Origin of the sequence: Streptosporangium sp. NPDC049248 (genome assembly GCF_040678965.1) — a bacterium.
Lineage (GTDB): Bacteria > Actinomycetota > Actinomycetes > Streptosporangiales > Streptosporangiaceae > Streptosporangium > Streptosporangium fukuiense.
On record NZ_JBFAQY010000033.1, the window covers coordinates 71,947 to 90,005 of the forward strand.

At 67.7% G+C, this 18,059-nt stretch carries 18 protein-coding genes; 6 read left to right on the forward strand and 12 right to left on the reverse strand.

Annotated elements, in window-relative coordinates:
- Positions 1-89 precede the first annotated feature (89 nt).
- Positions 90-935 (forward strand): NAD(P)H-binding protein, encoded by an 846-nt coding sequence (locus tag AB0K21_RS38190; RefSeq protein WP_343961233.1) that lies wholly within the window; start codon positions 90-92, stop codon positions 933-935.
- A gap of 424 nt (positions 936-1,359) precedes the next feature.
- Here the strand turns inward: AB0K21_RS38190 and AB0K21_RS38195 are convergent, their stop codons facing one another.
- Entirely contained in the window at positions 1,360-1,956 is a 597-nt protein-coding gene (locus AB0K21_RS38195) for a hypothetical protein (RefSeq protein WP_364157072.1), read from the reverse strand.
- A 771-nt stretch (positions 1,957-2,727) separates the two neighbouring features.
- Here AB0K21_RS38195 and AB0K21_RS38200 point away from each other — a divergent pair.
- Positions 2,728-3,054, forward strand: a complete 327-nt coding sequence (locus tag AB0K21_RS38200) for a hypothetical protein (protein ID WP_364157075.1) — start codon at positions 2,728-2,730, stop codon at positions 3,052-3,054.
- Positions 3,055-3,241: 187 nt separating this feature from the next.
- On the opposite strand, the gene AB0K21_RS38205 is transcribed toward AB0K21_RS38200, so the two are convergent.
- The 4 genes from AB0K21_RS38205 to AB0K21_RS38220 all read right to left on the reverse strand — a co-directional run bounded on the left by AB0K21_RS38205 (position 3,242) and on the right by AB0K21_RS38220 (position 6,173).
- Positions 3,242-3,883, reverse strand: coding sequence for a hypothetical protein (locus AB0K21_RS38205; protein WP_364157078.1), 642 nt, complete (start codon positions 3,881-3,883; stop codon positions 3,242-3,244).
- A gap of 348 nt (positions 3,884-4,231) precedes the next feature.
- Positions 4,232-4,450 carry a hypothetical protein gene (locus AB0K21_RS38210; RefSeq protein ID WP_343961239.1) on the reverse strand — a complete coding sequence of 73 codons (219 nt, stop codon included), beginning with the start codon at positions 4,448-4,450 and terminating at the stop codon, positions 4,232-4,234.
- The gene (locus AB0K21_RS38215) at positions 4,357-4,830 is read right to left on the reverse strand and encodes an LLM class flavin-dependent oxidoreductase (RefSeq protein WP_364157184.1); all 474 of its coding nucleotides are present in this window, start codon (positions 4,828-4,830) and stop codon (positions 4,357-4,359) included. Before AB0K21_RS38215 ends, AB0K21_RS38210 begins: the two co-directional genes overlap by 94 nt.
- 326 nt (positions 4,831-5,156) lie before the next feature.
- Entirely contained in the window at positions 5,157-6,173 is a 1,017-nt protein-coding gene (locus tag AB0K21_RS38220; protein WP_364157081.1) for a hypothetical protein, read from the reverse strand.
- 1,099 nt (positions 6,174-7,272) lie between these two features.
- Between AB0K21_RS38220 and AB0K21_RS38225 the strand changes: the two genes are divergently transcribed.
- A complete protein-coding gene (locus AB0K21_RS38225) occupies positions 7,273-8,943 on the forward strand; it encodes a TROVE domain-containing protein (protein WP_364157084.1) in 1,671 nt (556 codons plus the stop codon).
- Between the two features lie 156 nt (positions 8,944-9,099).
- Here the strand turns inward: AB0K21_RS38225 and AB0K21_RS38230 are convergent, their stop codons facing one another.
- Both AB0K21_RS38230 and AB0K21_RS38235 read right to left on the reverse strand, forming a co-directional pair.
- On the reverse strand, positions 9,100-9,717 hold the full coding sequence (locus AB0K21_RS38230) for a hypothetical protein (protein WP_364157086.1): 618 nt from the start codon (positions 9,715-9,717) through the stop codon (positions 9,100-9,102).
- Positions 9,718-9,910: 193 nt separating this feature from the next.
- The gene (locus AB0K21_RS38235) at positions 9,911-10,666 is read right to left on the reverse strand and encodes a TetR/AcrR family transcriptional regulator (RefSeq protein WP_364157089.1); all 756 of its coding nucleotides are present in this window, start codon (positions 10,664-10,666) and stop codon (positions 9,911-9,913) included.
- Between the two features lie 124 nt (positions 10,667-10,790).
- Here AB0K21_RS38235 and AB0K21_RS38240 point away from each other — a divergent pair, with 124 nt between their 5' ends.
- The 3 genes from AB0K21_RS38240 to AB0K21_RS38250 all read left to right on the forward strand — a co-directional run bounded on the left by AB0K21_RS38240 (position 10,791) and on the right by AB0K21_RS38250 (position 13,714).
- On the forward strand, positions 10,791-11,720 hold the full coding sequence (locus AB0K21_RS38240; protein WP_343961287.1) for an ATP-binding cassette domain-containing protein: 930 nt from the start codon (positions 10,791-10,793) through the stop codon (positions 11,718-11,720).
- A gap of 21 nt (positions 11,721-11,741) precedes the next feature.
- On the forward strand, positions 11,742-12,527 hold the full coding sequence (locus AB0K21_RS38245) for an ABC transporter permease (RefSeq protein WP_343961289.1): 786 nt from the start codon (positions 11,742-11,744) through the stop codon (positions 12,525-12,527).
- Positions 12,528-12,904: 377 nt separating this feature from the next.
- Entirely contained in the window at positions 12,905-13,714 is an 810-nt protein-coding gene (locus AB0K21_RS38250) for an IclR family transcriptional regulator C-terminal domain-containing protein (protein ID WP_364157094.1), read from the forward strand.
- A 10-nt stretch (positions 13,715-13,724) separates the two neighbouring features.
- On the opposite strand, the gene AB0K21_RS38255 is transcribed toward AB0K21_RS38250, so the two are convergent.
- The 5 genes from AB0K21_RS38255 to AB0K21_RS38275 are packed head-to-tail and all read right to left on the reverse strand — an operon-like array spanning position 13,725 to position 17,905.
- Complete coding sequence (locus AB0K21_RS38255) at positions 13,725-14,678, reverse strand: zinc-binding alcohol dehydrogenase family protein (RefSeq protein WP_364157097.1); 954 nt, start codon at positions 14,676-14,678, stop codon at positions 13,725-13,727.
- A 4-nt stretch (positions 14,679-14,682) separates the two neighbouring features.
- Positions 14,683-15,045: a hypothetical protein gene (locus AB0K21_RS38260; RefSeq protein ID WP_343961295.1), complete on the reverse strand. Its 363-nt coding sequence runs from the start codon at positions 15,043-15,045 to the stop codon at positions 14,683-14,685.
- Positions 15,042-15,905: an extradiol ring-cleavage dioxygenase gene (locus AB0K21_RS38265; protein WP_343961297.1), complete on the reverse strand. Its 864-nt coding sequence runs from the start codon at positions 15,903-15,905 to the stop codon at positions 15,042-15,044. Before AB0K21_RS38265 ends, AB0K21_RS38260 begins: the two co-directional genes overlap by 4 nt.
- 22 nt (positions 15,906-15,927) lie before the next feature.
- Complete coding sequence (locus AB0K21_RS38270) at positions 15,928-16,752, reverse strand: citryl-CoA lyase (protein WP_364157101.1); 825 nt, start codon at positions 16,750-16,752, stop codon at positions 15,928-15,930.
- Positions 16,745-17,905: a CaiB/BaiF CoA-transferase family protein gene (locus AB0K21_RS38275; protein WP_364157104.1), complete on the reverse strand. Its 1,161-nt coding sequence runs from the start codon at positions 17,903-17,905 to the stop codon at positions 16,745-16,747. Before AB0K21_RS38275 ends, AB0K21_RS38270 begins: the two co-directional genes overlap by 8 nt.
- Between the last annotated feature and the right edge of the window lie 154 nt (positions 17,906-18,059).

Here is an 18,059-nt window from a genome sequence, read left to right on the forward strand (position 1 = left end):
AGAAATAGGGACAGAAAATGTCCTAAACCCCTCATAGGTTGGGCTCCAAGCCGGACGGACCGGCACCATTTTCCCTAATGTGAGCCATCTTGACCATCCTTGTTACCGGCGCGACCGGCGCTGTTGGTCGTCACCTCGTCACGACCCTGCTCGCCCGCGGCGCCGCTGTACGTGCGCTGACCCGCAAGCCCGATGACGCGGACCTGCCGGCCAGGGTCGAGGTCGTCGCCGGCGACCTGGCCGACGCCGCCACGCTCGGGCCGGAGGTGTTCGACGGTGTCGATCGCGCCTTCGTCTTCCCCGCCCAGGGCGTCGACGCGTTCGTCACCGCGGCGACCGCCCACGGCGTCCACCGCTTCACCGTGCTGTCCTCCCTCGCCGCCGCGAAGGAGTTCCAGCGTGACCATGGCTCGGCGAGCCAGCTCCACCACACCGCGGTCGAGGCCGCCGTGACCGACCGCACCGATGCCTGGACGATCCTGCGGCCCGGCACCTTCGCCAACAACCTGCTCTCCTGGGCCTGGCAGATCCGCTCCGGCGCACCGATCCGGGCGCCATACCTCGCATCGGCACAGGCCCCGATCCACGAGTACGACGTCGCCGAGGCCGCCGCCGAGACCCTGCTCTCCGACAATCATCTGGGTGAGGCGATCCCGCTCACCGGCCCGAAAGCCCTGACCCGCTCCGAGCAGGTGGCGATCATCGGTGAGACCCTAGGACTGGAAATCCCGCTAGTGGAGATCACACCCGAGGAGTTCCGCACCGAGACCGCACAGTTCATCCCCGAACCCGTGATGAAGATGCTGCTCGACTACTGGCACGACACCCTCACCGTCCCCGACGTCCCACGTCCCGTTACGGTAGTGACCGGGCGGCCGGGCCGCCCTCTGGCAGAGTGGGCCGCCGACCACCGAGCCGACTTCGAGGCCACCTGACGGGTCCGGGCAGACGCGATGGCCGGGCAGGATCCGCCGAAACCGAATCCGCCCGGCCATCGTGAGCCGCCAGGACTGAGCCGACAGGGAGAGGGCGCGTGGACCGCGCCGCCGGCCAGGTGCTGTCGGCTGACATGCTCTGCTAGATCCGCGCCCTACGGATTAAGAAATAACCTCCGATCTCCCAAGCTCCTCTCCAGGTCATCGGGGTTTCACGGCCCGGCGCTCGGGTCGGTGCCATGAAGTGCGAAGTAGAGCCGAAGTCGGCATGCGGACGTGTCGAGGCACGCTTTCTCACGTTCCGTGCAAGAGCAGCAGATCAGGTTCGCGCCACCTTCACGCCGGACACCACCTGGCGGTCCCAGGCCCTGGGGGAAGCCTTGCCGCTGCCACCTGGCCAAACACTCAACGTCGCCATACCGCATCAGAACCCGGGAACGCCGGGGCCCTGTGGGAGGTAGGGGCTGAAATGGTCGGCGACGATCCCCGCGATCGCAGCGGCGTCGCGGGAACCGTCGACTTCGATCACGCGGATGCCGAGCTGGTGGGCGGTGCGGACGGCGTCCTCCGCGACGAGGCGATCCCGGGTGAGGCGGTTGGCCTGTGCGCGGGCCGGATCGCTGACGCGGTGCCCGAGCGAGGCGGCGCGCGGTAGTTCTTGGAGCTGGTGTTGGCGGAACTCCGGCGTGGGCACCATGACGACCATCCGGCGCGGTGAGTCGATGACGGGTGCGACGAGTTCGGGGCGGAGTCCCCAGCCTTCGGCGATGATCGGGTGGCCTGAGACGAGCGCGCGCAGGTCGTCCAAGGCCCACTCGAACCGGTCCGGGAAACCGGCCAGGGTCGCGGCGGCCATCTCTTCCGGGGTGGTGTGGACCCACATCTTGTCCGGGTCGGGCTCGGTGGCGGGCTCGCCGAGGTCGACGCGACGGGCGATCCGGCGATCGTTGTGACCGCGGGCGTCGTGGTAGTCGTAGTGATAGACGGTGATGCGGTACTGGACGGCCAAGAGCCGGGCCACGGTCGACTTTCCGGCCCATTGGCCACCGCCTATCCACAATGCGCGGTGCAACGTGCCGAAGGGATCCCAGACTTCGCTATCCGCAAGGGAGTTATGGCTGGTCATCTGGCATCCTCCTGTCTTGCCCCACTGACCAGCGCGGGTCGACGGTGCCGCCGTCGACGAGGGTCCACCCGGCGGTGCAGCCACCTGGGCCCGGGCCGACTCGCTGTTCTCGGTGGGTTGGGCGGTCTCGGCGGCCGTGCTGGTCACGCGTTCCGGAACGGGCTGATCGTTTTGAGGTGTGTCGACTCCGGATCCACCGTACCCACGGCTGAGAGAACGTCACGCCCGACGGGCAGGAGCGGCGAACCGGGTCGGGGTGGTCAGGGGCCGTACAGTCCGGACGTCATCGAGACGCGGGTGTGAGAACAGGCCGTGGTCCTGCGGTGGGACAGGAGCCGCCGGAGCTTGCGAACAAGCCGTTATCACCATCCTTGAAAGGAGGTGAAATCCGACGGCTCCTTGGTCTGACAATCTATCGGCGGGGCGTTGTTCACTGGTTTTCAGGGAACCACGTAAGGGCTGTAGTAGTACCCGCCGTTGGTGATGTCCTGCATTCGCACCCGGCACGACCCCTGGTTGCCGACCGCGAAGACGAAGCTTCTTACCTGACCCGGCGAGATGGAGAAGGCGCCGTTTGTCGTGTGGAACCTAGGTAACGATCACTGTTTGGTTGTGATTCGGACAACCTTTATGGTTCCAGGGTGCCGCTGAGGCGTCGATGAGGTGGTGAGGGAACGCGCGGTCGAGCGGCTGGGCCGGCTTGACAACCTCGCCGCCGCCGAGCGTCGGCGAACCATGGGCAAGCCCACATCGGCCTTGGCCGTCGGCGGGCATCACCGTTGGTACAGGCGGACGGGACCGGCCAAGGCCGTCGACGCCTACGCGTTATCGGAGATCGAAGGCATCCGTAAGCCCGACACCGGAGGGGGACGGGCGGCCGGCCTCCGTACGGTCTGGATCGACCGGGGGACGTGGCCGGATCACCGGCATGACGCGGATCATGCTGTCACTGACGTGCCTCAGGCGATGGAGATCATCGAATCGGAGCGGTGACCGGCCCAGTGTGATTGCTGACAACGGTCGTGGACGGCACGCAGGTTGGGCAGGCGTTGCTGCGGACGCGCCCCTGTCAAGCAGTCGCCTGACATAGGAGTGTCAGGCGAGTACCTCCGGTCGCACAGCAGGTCAAAGGTCCTGCGAGGTGATCCCGGCGGGCCGTTCTCGTGATCGCCGGAGCGCCTTAGGTGTTCCCGGCGTCCGGCGGAATGGGCATGTTCTGCATGCGGGCGTACTCCAACAGGTCGTCTTCGTCGATGACCTCGTCGGCGGACGGGGCGGTGATGACGAGATGGAATCCCCAGTCGGTGTAGCGCGTGTCGCTCCGCTTGACCAGCGGCTCCTTCCCACCTCCCGCGGTGTCGGTGGTGATCAGGCGCTTGGGCAGACCGTCACGGTCGGCCCAGAGTTGCCAGGAGACCTTCCCCTTGCTCTTCTTGTTGATGGGCCGCCCCGAGGTCCAGGCGGCAAGGGTGCTCTTGGAAACCCTGCTCAGCTCCTGGTAGCTCATGGTGCCCCGGTAGAGGAAACCGCCGGAGACGGGCTTGCTCACTGAGCGCTTCAGTACGGCCTTCATCATGGACGAGTCGTACATGTTGATCGGCTGCAGGCTGGCGGCCCGGGCCATGTCCCGGTTCATGCGTCCCCTGTGCTCGTTCGGGAGCCGGACCCACTTCTTGCCGTCCGGAACCGGTCCGGGATACCAGTTGGCGCTGTCGTACACGTCTTTACCGACGCGGATCACCCGGTAGGGGGCCGACTTCTTGGACGGGAGCCCCTTGCCTTTCGGCCAGGAAAGGTCCCACCAGGTGAAGTCCGCAGCCACTGGACCCGATGGGGCGAACTGGAGACGACCGCTGATCCGGGTTCCATTCCCGGAGACCGTCGACTTCTTGCCGAAGAAGTAGCGGGTGGTCTCGGAAATCCGAACGCCATGCTCATTTCGGAACTGCTGCTTGAGGGCGCGCGCCGGATCAGGAGCGCCTGCCTGCGCGGAGGCGGGACTCGTGACGGCCGACACGGATGCGATCAGTACGGCGACTGCTGGGGCAGCCCATCGTCTCATGAGGCATTCGTCCTTGTTTTGGGCTTTTGGGGCATTCAGCGGAAAAGTGAAGCTCAGCTCAGATGGTAACGGGTGCATTCCAGCGAGCGATGGTGCCGAGCACACCTGCTATGAAGCGGGAGCGACGCCTGAAACCCCGGCACCGCGCTCGATCTCCCGGTTGGAAGCGCTGACAGGACGGATGTCACAGATGGAGTCTCCCCGTTCTGCCGGCCAGCTCAGTGAACGATCAGTCAGGTAGCGGCGGCCGTCGTCGCGGATTTCCAGCCAGTCGCCACGGACCCAACCGCCTGCCGCCTGGGGCGAGAAGCCCTGCTTGCGGAACATCGATTGCTAAGCAATGAGTATGCTCTCGTCGGCCCAGAGGTGGATGGGGAAAGGTGTTCGAGGAGGGCGAACCGCTGGGCGAACGCGGACATCTCCTCGCGTTGCCGGTCTGGTTCGGTGGCGGTGGCACTCACGACGATGCGGGTCACGCCTTGAGCGGCGAATTCCTCCACCTGATCGACGGTCATGTCGATCGGCCCCGATCGCGTGTACTCCAGCGTTTCCGGGTTGCGGCCGGCCTCGACGGCGGTCGACCGGGCGAGGTCCAGCTGGATGGCGCGTTCGTTCGGATCGAGCGCGCCGCCGGGGAAGTAGCCGTCGCCGCGTCGTCCGGCGCGGCGTGCGGCCGCCCGGCTCGATCCGCCGATATGGATCGGCAGGTGGGTGACCCCATGTTCTCCGGTCGGTAGCCGATGCGATGGACGGGCAGTCGCCGGTACTGCGGTGGCACCGTGGCCTCACCATGCGCCGGCGACCTTTCCCGCCCGCTTGTCGCAGTCACGCTAGAACCTTGTCATCAGCGTCAAGGCAACTAGCGCCCGGTCACGACTGTGGGACGCAACCGCGCGATCACACGCCACCGGCCCGCATTCACTGTCCGACCAGGGCACGAGTCTGCCAATTTGGACTCCGCCGTTGACTCGTAATGAAGTGCTCTGGGGGTAGATGTCGCTCCGGGGCGTATGGGATCCGTGTCGTTGTGTTCCTACCGGGTCGGTGTGAAGGACGAGATGACCAGCCAGACGGTGGTGGCCGCGACCACGGTTGCGATGGCGAGATGCTTCGCCTGTCCGGGAATCGTGTTCTTCGATCGTTCGCGGATCATGTGTCGCGCCAGGCGGGTGGTTTCGGCCCAGGAGATCCGCTGCCGGGGGCTCCAGGCGGTCGACGCGACGAGGACGGCCGCGAGAAGCAGCGGCCACCGGACCGAATCGACGAGAGATGTCTGGAAGTCGTCGTCGTACCAGCGGACGTACGACACGACGTCGAGGAGCGGGAAGAGGAGGAGAACCGCCGCGGCCGTGGTGCCGGCCGGCCGTTCCCAGCGGGTGGAAGCCGCTGCCGCCAACGCGACGAGGACGACCGGCAGGCCGATCCTGTCAGCATCGCAGGACCACTGGGCGAGGTCGTCCCAGAACGACTCCGGAGCCTCGATGCGGGTGTAGACGACCATGAGGAACCTGTCGTACGTGACCGTGAAGCGGTGGAATGCCGCCGTCCACGCCGCGGCACCGACGGCGGCCGCCCACAGGACGATCCCGTGCCATCTCCGGGGCAGCGGTGACCGGGCCGTCAGGAACAGTGCCCCCGCGGCCACCGGGTAGCAGACGATCAAGGGCCAGGGCGGCACGGCCACCCGTTCCTGTCCGGTGCACGGGTCGGGACCCGGCAGGAGAAACGCGATGAGGAGCCCGAACGCGAGTACGGCGCCGAGCGCGGCGACCGCCGTGAGCGTGGCCCGACGTGACCCGCGCAGGAGGAGACCCGCCACGACGACCGGTAGCAGGAGAACTGCCCAGAACAGCAGCTCTCCCGGCACGTTCTCCAGCGCGTAAGGCCCCTCCGGCAGGTCGGAGCCCGTCGCGGAACAGAACCAGCCGACGCCCTGCCTGCCGACTCCGAAACTCGTCAGGATCACCGGCCCTGACACCGCCAGAACCGCACCACAGCGCAGCACCGCTGCCCTCGGGGATCGCACTTCTGAGTCGGGTTCCTGTGTCACGGCCCCCTCCTCCGGAAACGATCAACTCGGGCGAGGGTAGCGGATGACCGCTGACTGAGCGGGAGGCCGGCTTTCTTCGGCTATCCCGCCCCCTTGTAATCAGGCTCCCGGGATCGGTGCCGAACGCCCATGCCACCGCGTCGAAGCCCGGCAGGTTTGACCATGTCAGGCAGGTGGGGCCCTCGGCGAACCAGGCTGAGATGAGCGCACCGTAATGTCAAAGGTGGGCGTTATGCAGTGGGAACGGATGGACCGTCGAGAAGCTGCACCGCGAAAGCTTGAACGCCCTGGGACATCGTTTGACGGGCTGAGTATCACGCGATGGCATCCACGACGTTCCTGGAGAGATGTCCCCTCGCCGCCTCAGGAGCGTCAGGTCATCGCTGGGGGTGATTGCGTGACATTTCACGTGGTGCTGGAAATACAGATGTGATGGACCGCCCTGCCCGGTAACATCGCATGCAGTTCATCGGGCCTGGAGTTGGTGCGGGTGGAAGGACATCGGTTGTCTCTTGCAAAGATTCTCCGATTTCTATCCTGTGCCCGCGCCTTTTCCTGACCCAGTGGGCTGGTCAGGTCTGGTGTTGGCACGGGTCGAAGCTTGTCGGTTATCCACTGTTAATGGGGCGGTTGCGGGTTCGAGTCCCGCCGCAGGTTTCGGCCTGTGTAGCTCAATCGGCAGAGCACCAAAAATACCGGTGAGCGTCCCCATATCCGTGCCTTCACCCGATCTGATCGTTCGTCAGTCCTGTCGGCGGTGCGGGTCGAATCTCGATCGGTTATCGCCTTCCAAGCGGGTGACACAGGTTCGAATCCTGTCGGGCCGACCACGTCGGCCTGTCGTCTAGCGGCCCAAGACACCTAAACGCCGGTCGGAATCCCCATATCCGCACCACCGGCAGGGCTGACGAGCAGGGGAGCGGGTCGAAGAACGTCGGTTATCGGAACAATTTGTCGCGGGTTCGAATCCCGTCGCCGTGGTCTGGCTGCGGTGTAGCTCAGCCTGGTAGAGCGATTGTCAAACCCCGGCGCTCATCACCACATCCGCTCCCCTTTCGCATATCCGCTCACGGGCGGGTCGAACAAGAGGGAGAGCACCATGGCACGTGATCCGCTCGCGGGGATCTCCACGATCGCAACCCCGCAGACGCAGCGCATCCCCGGCCGCACCGACCAGGTCCTCAACAACGCCGGCGGCTACGTGTTCGCCAAGGACACCTGGAACCGGCTGGAGGACTTCCTGATCCTCGGCACCACGGGCGGCACGTACTACGTGGGCGAGGACAAGCTGACCGCGGACAACGCCGACGTCCTGTTCGCCGCGATCAGCGAGGACGGGCCGCGCGTCGTCGACCTCATCGTGGCCATCTCCACCGCCCGGCCGCCCCGGGCGCCGAAGCCCCGCCCGGCCGTCTTCGCTCTCGCCGCCGCGTTCGCCCGCGGCGACCTCGACACCCGCCAGGCCGTCAAGGCCGCGTTGCCGTTGGTGGTGCGGACCACGGATCATCTGGCGATGTTCGTCGGCTACCTGAAGAACCTCGGCGGCAAGGCGTCCCGTAACGGGTCCGGCCTGGTCGTGGGCCGCGCCCTGCGGACGGCGCTCGCGTCGTGGTTCCTGCGGGACGAGCCTGACAACGTGGCGTTCCGGGCGTGCAAGGCGATGCAGCGCAAGACGCCGCAGGGTGAGGCGCTCGCACTGCGGGACGTGCTGCGTATCGCCCATCCCAAGGCCGACACAGCACAGCACAAGGCGTTGTTCGGGTGGATCGCCGGCAACGTCACCGACGATCAGGCGCGCGAGGTACTGCCCGCGGTGGACCGGTTCCTCACCGCGAAGGCCGTCACGTCCGTGGACGAGGCGATCCGTGTGGTGGGCGAGCTGCGGGTGTCGTGGGAGTTCCTTCCGGACGCGATGCTGCGCGAGCCCGCGGTGTGGGAGACGCTGGTCGACACAGTCGGCATGACCGCGCTGATTCGCAACCTCGCCCGCATGACGCGGCTTGGCGCGCTCAAGCCGATGGGTGACGCCACCGGCCGAGCGGTCGCGCGCCTCACGAACAGGGAGGCGATCGTTAGGGCGCGGATCCACCCGATGGACGCCTGGCTGGCCATGCGCGTCTACGCGTCCGGCACCGCCCAGCCGAACCCGCGCGCCGAGGTGCAGACGTGGAAGCCCGTCCCGGCGATCCTCGACGCGTTGGAGGAGACCTATGAGTTGGCATTCGGCTCGGTTGAGCCGTCCGGTAAGCGGCTCCTGGTGGCAGTCGACTCCTCGGGGTCGATGAGCGGCGGCTGGGGCGGACGCCTCACGGTGGGCGGATCTCCGCTCGGCGCCCCCTACGAGGTGGGGTGCGCCATGGCGGTCATGCTGGCCCGTATCGAGAAGGGCAACGTCCACGTCATCGACGTCGACACATCCGTCCACGCCTCGAAGGTGACGCCCCGCACGAACCTGCGGGAGATCGCCTCCTGGCGGCCCTCGGGTGGCGGTACGAACCTCGCGCTGCCGTTCGATTGGGCACGGCAGGAGCAGTTGAACGTGGACGGCATCGTGGTCTTCACCGACAGCGAGACGTGGGCGGGTCGCTCTCACGCCTCCCAGTCGCTCACCGCGTACCGCAAGGCCGTCAACCGGCAGGCGTGTGTCGTGGTCGCCGCGATGACCGCCGCCGGCCACACGATCGGCGACCCGAACGACGCGGGTGTGCTGAACATAGGAGGCCTGGACGCGTCGCTGCCGATGGTCGTGAACGGTTTTATCCGGGGCTGATCAGAGGGCGCGCGAGGGGTGAAGGCATGTCCCTCGCGCGCTCGTCAGACAAAAAATCGATTTCCTGCAACGAAGGCCCCCGACCGCAGGTGTGGGGGGAGCCCAAGGGCGGTGGCACCCGAGTCCGCGTGAACGTGTTCGCACGGACCCCGGCGATCACTTCAAGGTCTTCTTGTACGCGGCGGCGGCTGCCTTGACGGCACTGGTGGCCGTCTGCGGATCGAACATGCTGTAGACCTTGATCTGTAGGTCTTCGCGTTCGGTGAACGGCCACTCCCCGCCGTTGTCGGGATCCCACCTGCGTAAGCTCTGATTCTCTTCGCACTTCAGGAGAAGCGTTTCACAGCCGCCTGCGACGACTTTCCAGTTGTGGAATCTCGCCCCGCATGCCGGGCGTTCTGTGAAAACCCAGTCGATGACATAGTTCCGAGGCCATTTTTCCGCTTTCCGTAGAGCGGCGAAATCCGTGTTGTGCTCGAAGAGCTGGTACTCCGAGTGGCTGGTGTTGAGTGTGATCTGCCGACCGTAGATGCCGACGTCCTGCCTGAACGACACACCGAGGCTGGGCGCCGTGATTATCAGGTCAGGGTAGTCGTTCGCCGAGTAACAGTCGACGACCTTGCCCTCGTCGTCCATGCCGCGCCGACGCGTCAGGTGGAAGGTCGCAACGTTCTGCCCAGGCGTGATATGCGGATTATTGGCACGGAATTGCGCCGCGACAGTCGTTCGGGGATCGATGCCGTACTGGTCGACCGGAATGGTTTCTTTAATCATGTACGCTCCCGCGCCGGGGTGGTGTCGTCGCACTCGAACGCTACGGCTCGGTTCGTATCCTGTCGAGGCTGGACTTTTCTCCACCGAGCGGCTAGACGGGAAGACGATCGTCGCTCGGCCTCCTCGGGTTATCTGCTTTTCGAAAACCGGATTCGCCGACCCGACGGAAAGAACAGATTCGAGCGGCTTGGCACTACCCCTGTCCCATGGTTCTGCGCTCGATGAAGGCGGCCACGCCGTCCAGGTACAGGCCCAGGCTGAACTCGAACTCCCCTTCGACCTCCTCGTCGTAGGGGACCTCGTTCTCGAAGACGCCGGCGGCGATCACCTTGCTCAGTGCGGGAAACCGCTGCGCGTCCACCACCCGCGCCAGTGCCATGCCGTACTGACGGCCGAAGGCCTGCGGGTTCTTCGCGTAACTCCTGGACAGGTCGATGCTCAGCCGGAGTTCGCCGTGCACTAAGGTCAGCAGGCCCATCACGACGCCGACCTTCTCCTCCTCGCTGAGGTCGGTGCCGCCCAACGCGCGCAACGCGCAGTCGAACCAGCGGATGCTGTTGGGCCCCAGCGGTGGCCCGCTGATCGGGATCTGCGCGGTCCACGGGTGCTGTCGTGTCACCTCCAGCAGGCCCCGTGCCCACAGCGTCAGCCCGGTCCGCCAGTCCACGTCGTCCGGCAGGTCCGGTGGCCCGTCCGGAACCGCGTCCGACATCAGCAGGAGAAGCTCGTCCTTGCTCTTCACGTAGCGGTACAGCGCCATCGTGGCGTTGCCGAGCTGGGCGGCGACTCTGGACATCGACACCGCGGCCAGCCCCTCCGCGTCCGCCACCTCGATCGCGGCCCGGGTGATGTCGGCGACCGTGAGGGACGGTTTGCGCCCACGCCGCACCGTCTCGCGCAACCCCCAGAGCAGGGTCATCTCGGCGGGCAGTTCGATCTCGTCGGTCATCCGGTCCCTCTCCTCGCGAACACGGAAACAGTCTAGGAACACCCCTTCCAGGCTCCGATGCGTATGAGTTACGCTTTTAGGCGTATCTCATACGCAATAACACCGTCACCCCCGAGGAGCGAGAGTGATCGTCGAGGCGACCGGCCTGCACAAGGCCTTTGGGCCCGCCAAGGTTCTGGACGGAGTGGACCTGCACGTCGCGGAGGGCACGGTCTTCGCGCTGCTGGGTCCGAATGGCGCGGGGAAGACCACCACCGTCCGCATCCTGACCACGCTGTCGCGGCCCGACCGCGGCAGCGTGCGGGTCGCCGGATACGACGTCGTGCGCGAAGCGACCAAGGTGCGCGGCGTCATCAGCCTGACCGGTCAGTCCGTCGCGCTGGACGACCAGCAGACCGGCTGGGAGAACCTGGTCATGATCGGCCGCCTGATGCACCTGGGCAGACCCGCCGCCAGTCGTCGTGCCACGGACCTCCTGGAGAGGTTCGACCTGGTGGACGCCATGAAAAGGCGGGTGAAGACCTACTCCGGCGGGATGCGCCGACGGCTGGACCTGGCGATGAGCCTGGTCTCGCAGCCGAGGGTGATCTTCCTGGACGAGCCGACCACCGGCCTCGACCCGTCCAGCCGGACGACGATGTGGGACGCCATCAAGGAGCTGGTCTCGTCGGGGACGACGATCGTCCTCACCACGCAGTACCTGGAGGAGGCGGACCGGCTGGCCGACCGGATCGTACTGATCAACGGCGGCAGGGTCGCCGCGTCCGGCACGGCCGACGCGCTGAAGTCCCAGGTGGGCGGGGAGCGACTCGATCTGCGGTTCGCGGCGGAGGCCGACCTGGCCCGTGCCGCCGCGCTGTTCGACGTGCCGCGCGGCACCGACCCGCTCGTGCTGGGGGTCCCGTCCGACGGCAGTGCGGAGCACCTGCACCGGGTGCTGGACGACCTGCGGATCGCGGGCGTGCCGGTGGCCAGGGTGTCATCGCACCGGCCGACGTTGGACGACGTCTTCCTGTCCCTGACCGCCACCGGTCGGACCTCGGTCCAGGTCTGACCTCTCGAAAGGATCGCGCCCATGACCACCATCGCCGTGCACGGCGGCGTCCGCAACGCCGTGAGCGACTCCATGACCATGATCGGCCGTAGCATCCGGCTCAGCCGCCGCAACGCCGACACGCTGGTCATGTCGATCGTCCTGCCGCTGCTGTTGATGTCGCTGTTCGTCTACGTCTTCGGCGGGGCCATCGACACCGGCACCCGGTACATCAACTACGTGGTGCCCGGCACCCTCCTGCTGTGCGTCGGCTACGGTGCCGCGTCCACCGCGATGTCCGTCGCGGACGACATGACCAGCGGCATGATCGACCGACTGCGCTCGTTGCCGATCCGCAGCTCCGCCGTCCTCACCGGTCACGTCGTCGCCAGCGTCGCCCGGAACCTGCTGTCCACCACCGTCGTCATCGGCGCGGCCGTCGCGATGGGCTTCCGTCCTGACGCGACGGTCACCGACTGGGTGCTGGCGGCCGGTCTGCTCCTGCTCTACGTGCTCGCGCTGTCCTGGCTGGCGGCCGGGCTCGGCGTGATCGCGAAGTCCGTGGAGTCGGCCAGCACGCTGAGCTTCCTCATGCTGTTCCTGCCCTACCTCAGCAGCGCGTTCGTGCCGACGGACACCATGCCGTCGTTCCTGCAGGCGGTGAGCGAGAACCAGCCGATCACCCCGGTGATCGAGACCGTCCGGGGGCTGCTGACCGGGACCCCGATCGGCGACACCGGCCAGATCGCACTCGCCTGGTGTGTCGGCCTGCTGACCTGCTCGTTCGCCTTCGCCGCCTGGCTGTTCCGCCGCCGTTCCCACGGCTGAGAAAGCGCCGCGCGCCGGCCATGCCGAAGTGACGCTCGCCTCGTCGCGGGTGAGCGGCCCGATCGCGATGTCCGACCTGCTCACCGGCGACCTCGTCATCAAGGACAACGTGGGCCAGGACATCCCGAACCGCTGAGCGCCTCGTGGCCGGGCCGGAGCATGGCTGCTTGTCCGCCCAGCGATCGGAGACGGGTCGCCGTATCGACCGTCGGTCGGAGCGGAGCCGCGACACGACATGGCGACACCTCCATCGTGCCGCGCCACGTGGACATATAAACTGGGCGGCGAATATGTCACACACTTGAGCAACCTGTCCGGATGCCGGTCCTCCGTAGCGGGGTCCGCCCTGTACCAACCCTGGCGTGAGGAGTCGGTGAATGCCGAGGGAAGGCGTAGGACCGGATTTCATCGAGGCACTGGCTCGGGGGCTGGAGGTCGTCACCGCCTTCCAGCCCCACCGGCCGGTGATGTCGCTGACCCAGGTGGCCACGGCGACCGGTCTGGCCCGGCCGACCACCCGGCGCATCCTGCTCACCCTCCAGGAGCTGGGCTACGTGCGTTCGTGCGAGGGCGGGTTCGCGCTGACCCCGAGGGTGCTGGATCTGGGCGTGGCCTACGTGCGCTCGATGGGGTTGTGGGACGTCGCCCGTCCGCATCTGGAAAGGCTCGTCGCCCGTACCGGCGAGTCGTGTTCGATCGCCCAGCTCGATGGCTCCGACATCGTCTACGTGGCCCGGGTCGCGGTGCCCAAGATCGTGGGCTTGGCCGTGCAGATCGGTACCCGGTTCCCGGCTCAGGCGACCTCGCTGGGCAAGGTCTGTCTGGCCGCACTGTCTCCCGAGGAGGTGGACCAGGTGCTGGCCGAGCCGTCCCGCTCCGGGATCGAACCGCGGCGGCGGCTCAGCCGCGAGGAGCTGGACGCCGAGCTGCGCGAGGTCCGCGCACGCGGCTGGGCGCTCACCGACGAACAGCTCGCACCCGGCATCCGTTCGGTCGCCACGCCGCTGCGTGACGGGTCCGGGCGCGTGATCGCCGGGATCAACGTCAACAGCCACGCCGCGGAGACCTCTCTGCAGCGGCTGCTGGAGGAGCACCTGCCGCCGCTGCTCCAGACCGCCGGTGAGATCAGCGCGGACTTCGCCCGGCTGGAGACGGTGCCTCAGGTGACCCGGACGACCGCGTCCTGACCGGCCGTACTCAGGGGATGAGGACGATCCGGCCGGTCGCGGTGCCCTCGTGCTGGCGCCGCCACGCCTCCCCGGCGGCTGACAGCGGCATGCTCTCGTGGGCGACGGACAGGTTGCCGAGCAGGGACTGTTCGGCGATCAGCGTGAGCGAGGCGGCGCGCCGCTCCGGGCTCAGCTCGTTGTTGGTGTAGCCGAGCAGGCGCAGTGATCTGCCACGGAGGGTGGCCGAGTCGATCGGACAGATCTCGCCCGCCGAACCGCCGAGGTTGACCAGCCTGCCGCCGGGGCGCAGGGTGTGTGCGGCGGCCGCGGCCGGTACGCCGAACAGCGGGTCGAGCACGAGGTCGACCGGCCCGTCGATGACGGCGGCGAAGCGCGCCGCCAGTTCGGCGACGTCTTCGGTGTCGAGCGCGACGACGGCGTCGGCGCCGGCCTGCTCGGCCCGGTCCCGGGCGGTGGCGGACCGCGCACCCGCGACGATCCTGCGGGCACCGGCGATGCGGGCGAGCTGGACGGCCGCCTGACCGACCACGCCACCGGCGCCGAGCACCAGCACCTGTTCCCCGGCGGCCAGTTCACCGCGCCAGGTCAGCGCCAGGTGCGCGGCGACGGCCGACAACCCCAGCGCGGCGATCGCCACCGGATCGACTCCGGCGGGAAGCCTGACCACGTCGTCCACCGGCACGCGGGCGACCTCGGCCATGCTCCCGTCCCCCGGTGCCATCCCCGCCGAGGTCGCGAACCACACCGGCTCGCCCTCGGCGGTCCCGACCCCCTGCACACCCGGCACGTACGGGGTCCGCGGCCTCCCGAAGTAGGACGTGCCGCTCGCGCACAGCAGGTCCAGCGGGGTGACGGGGGCGGCCATGACCTTGATCAGCGTTTCGCCCGGGACGGCCACGGGCGCGTCCCGCGTGGTCGGCACCGGTGGGCGGCCGGGTTCGTGGATCTCTGTCGCACGCATGGGCTCAGGTGGCGATGTCGGGATAGGGAAGCGCGAAGTGCGCCAGGCGTTCGGCGTACTCACGCTGGAAACCGAGCGGCTCGTCGTAGTCGCGTTCGAACATCGCGATGAAGAGGGTGAGGGTCAGGAACGGGTGCGCCCCGAGCTCGAACAGCTTCGGATAGTCGTGCTCGGCGAGCGCGGCGCGTTCGATGTCGTCGAAGCGCAACCAGGTGCTCGACTCGCCGTCGAAGCAGTTGAGGATGCGGTTGGCCTGCTCTCCCTCCCACCACTCCACGGTGCCCGAGGGGTCCTCGCGGTAGCGTTCGACGAGTTCGGGGTCGCGGTCGACGGTGTAGAGGAACTTGTTCAGCAGATACTTGCTCACTGGCCGGCTCCGTTCGGGTACCAGGTGAAGTAGGCCTCCATGGTGTGGAACAGGTCGTAGGTGTCGACGTAGTCGGCCTTTTTGCCCTCGCCCGCGACGCCCATCATCAGCATGAAGTCCATGAAGCCGTGGGTGGCGTTGCCCGGGGCGTGCAGGCTGTCCAGAGTCACCTCCGACAGGCAGCCCTCAAGGTCGCCGGAGGAGATCCACTCCACGGCGCGCCGGTCGAACTCCGGGTCGGGGCCGTGCGGGCCGAACTGCCGGGGCCCGCCCAGTTCCAGCGACAGGTGCCCGGTGCCGATGACCGCGACCCTCATGTCCTGCGGCCAGGACTCCACCAGCTCCCGGATCGTCTTCCCGAGCTGCACGAAGCGCTTGGGCCGCGGCAGCGGCGGGGCGAAGATGTTGGTGTAGACCGGCACGATCGGCAGGTCGTTCTGCGGGCGCAGCGTGATGATCGGGCAGGTGATCGAGTGGTCGATCCGCAGCTCGTTGGAGAACGCCAGGTCGAATCCCGCGTCCATGCCCTCGCGCAACAGGTAGGCCGACAGGTCCTCCTGACCCTTGAGCAGCATGCGCGGCAGCCCGAACTCGCGTTGCTCGTTGTGGAAGTTGGCGTCGTAGAACGGCGCCTTGCCGATGAGGAACTGCGGCATGTTGTCCAGCCACAGCTGGTGGAAGTGGTCCGAGCCCACCATCACCAGCACGTCGGGGCGCGCCCTGGTCAGGGTCTCGCGGAACGCCTCGACCTTGCGTACCCACTCGTCGGCGAACTCCGGACGGTCCGCACCCGTCGCGGTGCTCGCCCGGTAGTAGAACGGGTGGTGCGTGGACGCGACCACCGCGACCAGTTCGGCCATCGGATCTCCCTGTCAGGCAAGGTCAGAGGTGCTCTTCGGATGTGTACGGCACGGGCTCGACGGGCCGGTTGTTGAGGTCCACCGAGAGGAAGATGTCATTGCCGACCGGATTGCGTAGTTCCTCGGCGAGTTGCCCGATCAGCCCGGCGGTCCTGGCGAGCAGGGCGAACCCGCGCAGCAGCTCCAGTGGCAGGCCCAGGTCGGCCAGCGCGGCGCCGCACACCCCGGCCCCGTTCAGCGGCAGCGTCCGGCCCAGCACCTGCGGATGCGTCCGGCCGATCGCGGCGAACAACGACAGGTGCGGCCCGAACAGCCCCTCCTCGCCTGCGATCTCCATCAACCGGGGGGTGCGCGGGTCGCCCTCCTTGTGGACGTGGTGGCCCAGCCCGGGAACGAACCTGCTGGCCTCGCGTCGCGCCCGGACGGTCTTCAGGGCGAGGGCGTCCCAGCCGTCGTCGTCCTCCGGCAGGCCGCCGTCCACCGAGGTCAGCACGTCGTGCAGGAAGCGGCCGGTGTCCTCGGTGACCCCCAGGAACCTCGACCCGCCGCCCAGCAGGCCCGCCGCGAGCGCGCCCTGCACCGAGTCGGGCGCCGACAGGTAGGTCAGGCGGGTGACGATCGCGGTCGGGGTGAAGCCGTGATCGGCCAGTGCGGCCAGGACGGCCTCGAACACCCGCACCTCGCCGCGCCCGGGCCGCCGCTGGGTCGCCAGCCAGAACGCCAGCTCGCCGAACCCGACCTCGCCCATGACATCCGCCGCCAGGTCGTGGCCGAGCAGAGTGATCGTCCTGAGGCTGGCGGCGCCGAGCGCGGTCGGGTACTCGGGGCGGTCGATCCGCTCAGCCACGGTCATCCTCCTCCGTGAGCCATTCGCGCAGCTCGACGCCGTGCTCGTCCGGTTCCGGCGGCGGCAGCCGGTACCCGGCCGGGGTGCGCGAGAACCTGATCGGATGCCGCGTCGTCGGCACCGCCCGATCGCCCTCACCCACCTCCACGATCGGATCCAGCCCGAAGCGCTCGGCCATCGCGAACCCGCCGTCGACGGTGTTGATCGGACCGCTGGGCACACCGGCCTTCACCAGCAGCTCGAACCATTCGACCGCGCCCCGCTCGGCCAGTCGCCCGGTCAGGATCGGACGCAGCTCGTCACGGCGTTCGGTGCGGTCGGCGTTGTGCGCGAACCGCGGATCGTCGGCCACCTCCGGGATGCCCAGGACCTCGCACAGCCTGCGGAACTGTCCGTCGTTGGCGGCGGCGACGATCAGGTCGTTGTCGGCGGTCGGCAGCGGTTCGTACGGGAACACGCTCGGGTGCGCGTTGCCCATCCGGTAGGGCACCGTCCCGCCGGCCACGTAGGCGGAGCTGTGGTTGACCAGCCCGGTCAGCGCCGACGACAGCAGGTTCACCTCGACGTGCTGTCCCTGGCCGGTCGTGTCCCGATGGAGCAGCGCCGCGAGGATGCCGATCACGACGTGGTTGCCGGCCATCACGTCGAACACCGAGATCCCCGCGCGGTAGGGCGGCCCGTCCGGGTCACCGGTCAGGCTCATCAGGCCGGAGATGGCCTGCACCATCAGGTCGTACCCCGGTACGTCGCGTCCCTGCCCCGACCCGAAGCCGCTGATCGAGCCGTAGACCACGCCCGGGTTGGCCGCGCGGACGCTGTCGTAGTCGAGGCCGTACTTGGCCAGCCCGCCGGGCTTGAAGTTCTCCACCACCACGTCCGCCCTGCGGGCCAGCTCGCGGGCCAGCCCGGCGTCGGTCTCGTCGCGCAGGTCCAGCGTGATCGAACGTTTGCCGCGGTTGACGCCCAGGTAGTAGGTCGACACGTCGCCACGAACCGGCGGCGTCCACGACCGTGTCTCGTCGCCCCCCGGGCCCTCGACCTTCACCACCTGGGCGCCCAGGTCGGCCAGCAACATGGTGGCGTACGGCCCGGCCAGCACTCGGGAGAAGTCGGCGACCAGCACCCCCGACAGTGGCCCGTCGGCGATTTCCACTGATACCCAACTCCTTCGTCGGTCCGTCCAATGGACACATGTCCGACATAGAGATTCTGGCAAAGCTCCGGTGTTCGTCAAGGGCATTGCACGTGAAAAAGGACGATTGACAGCCACAGTGCGAGGCGCGACAGTACGAGGAAATATGTTGACC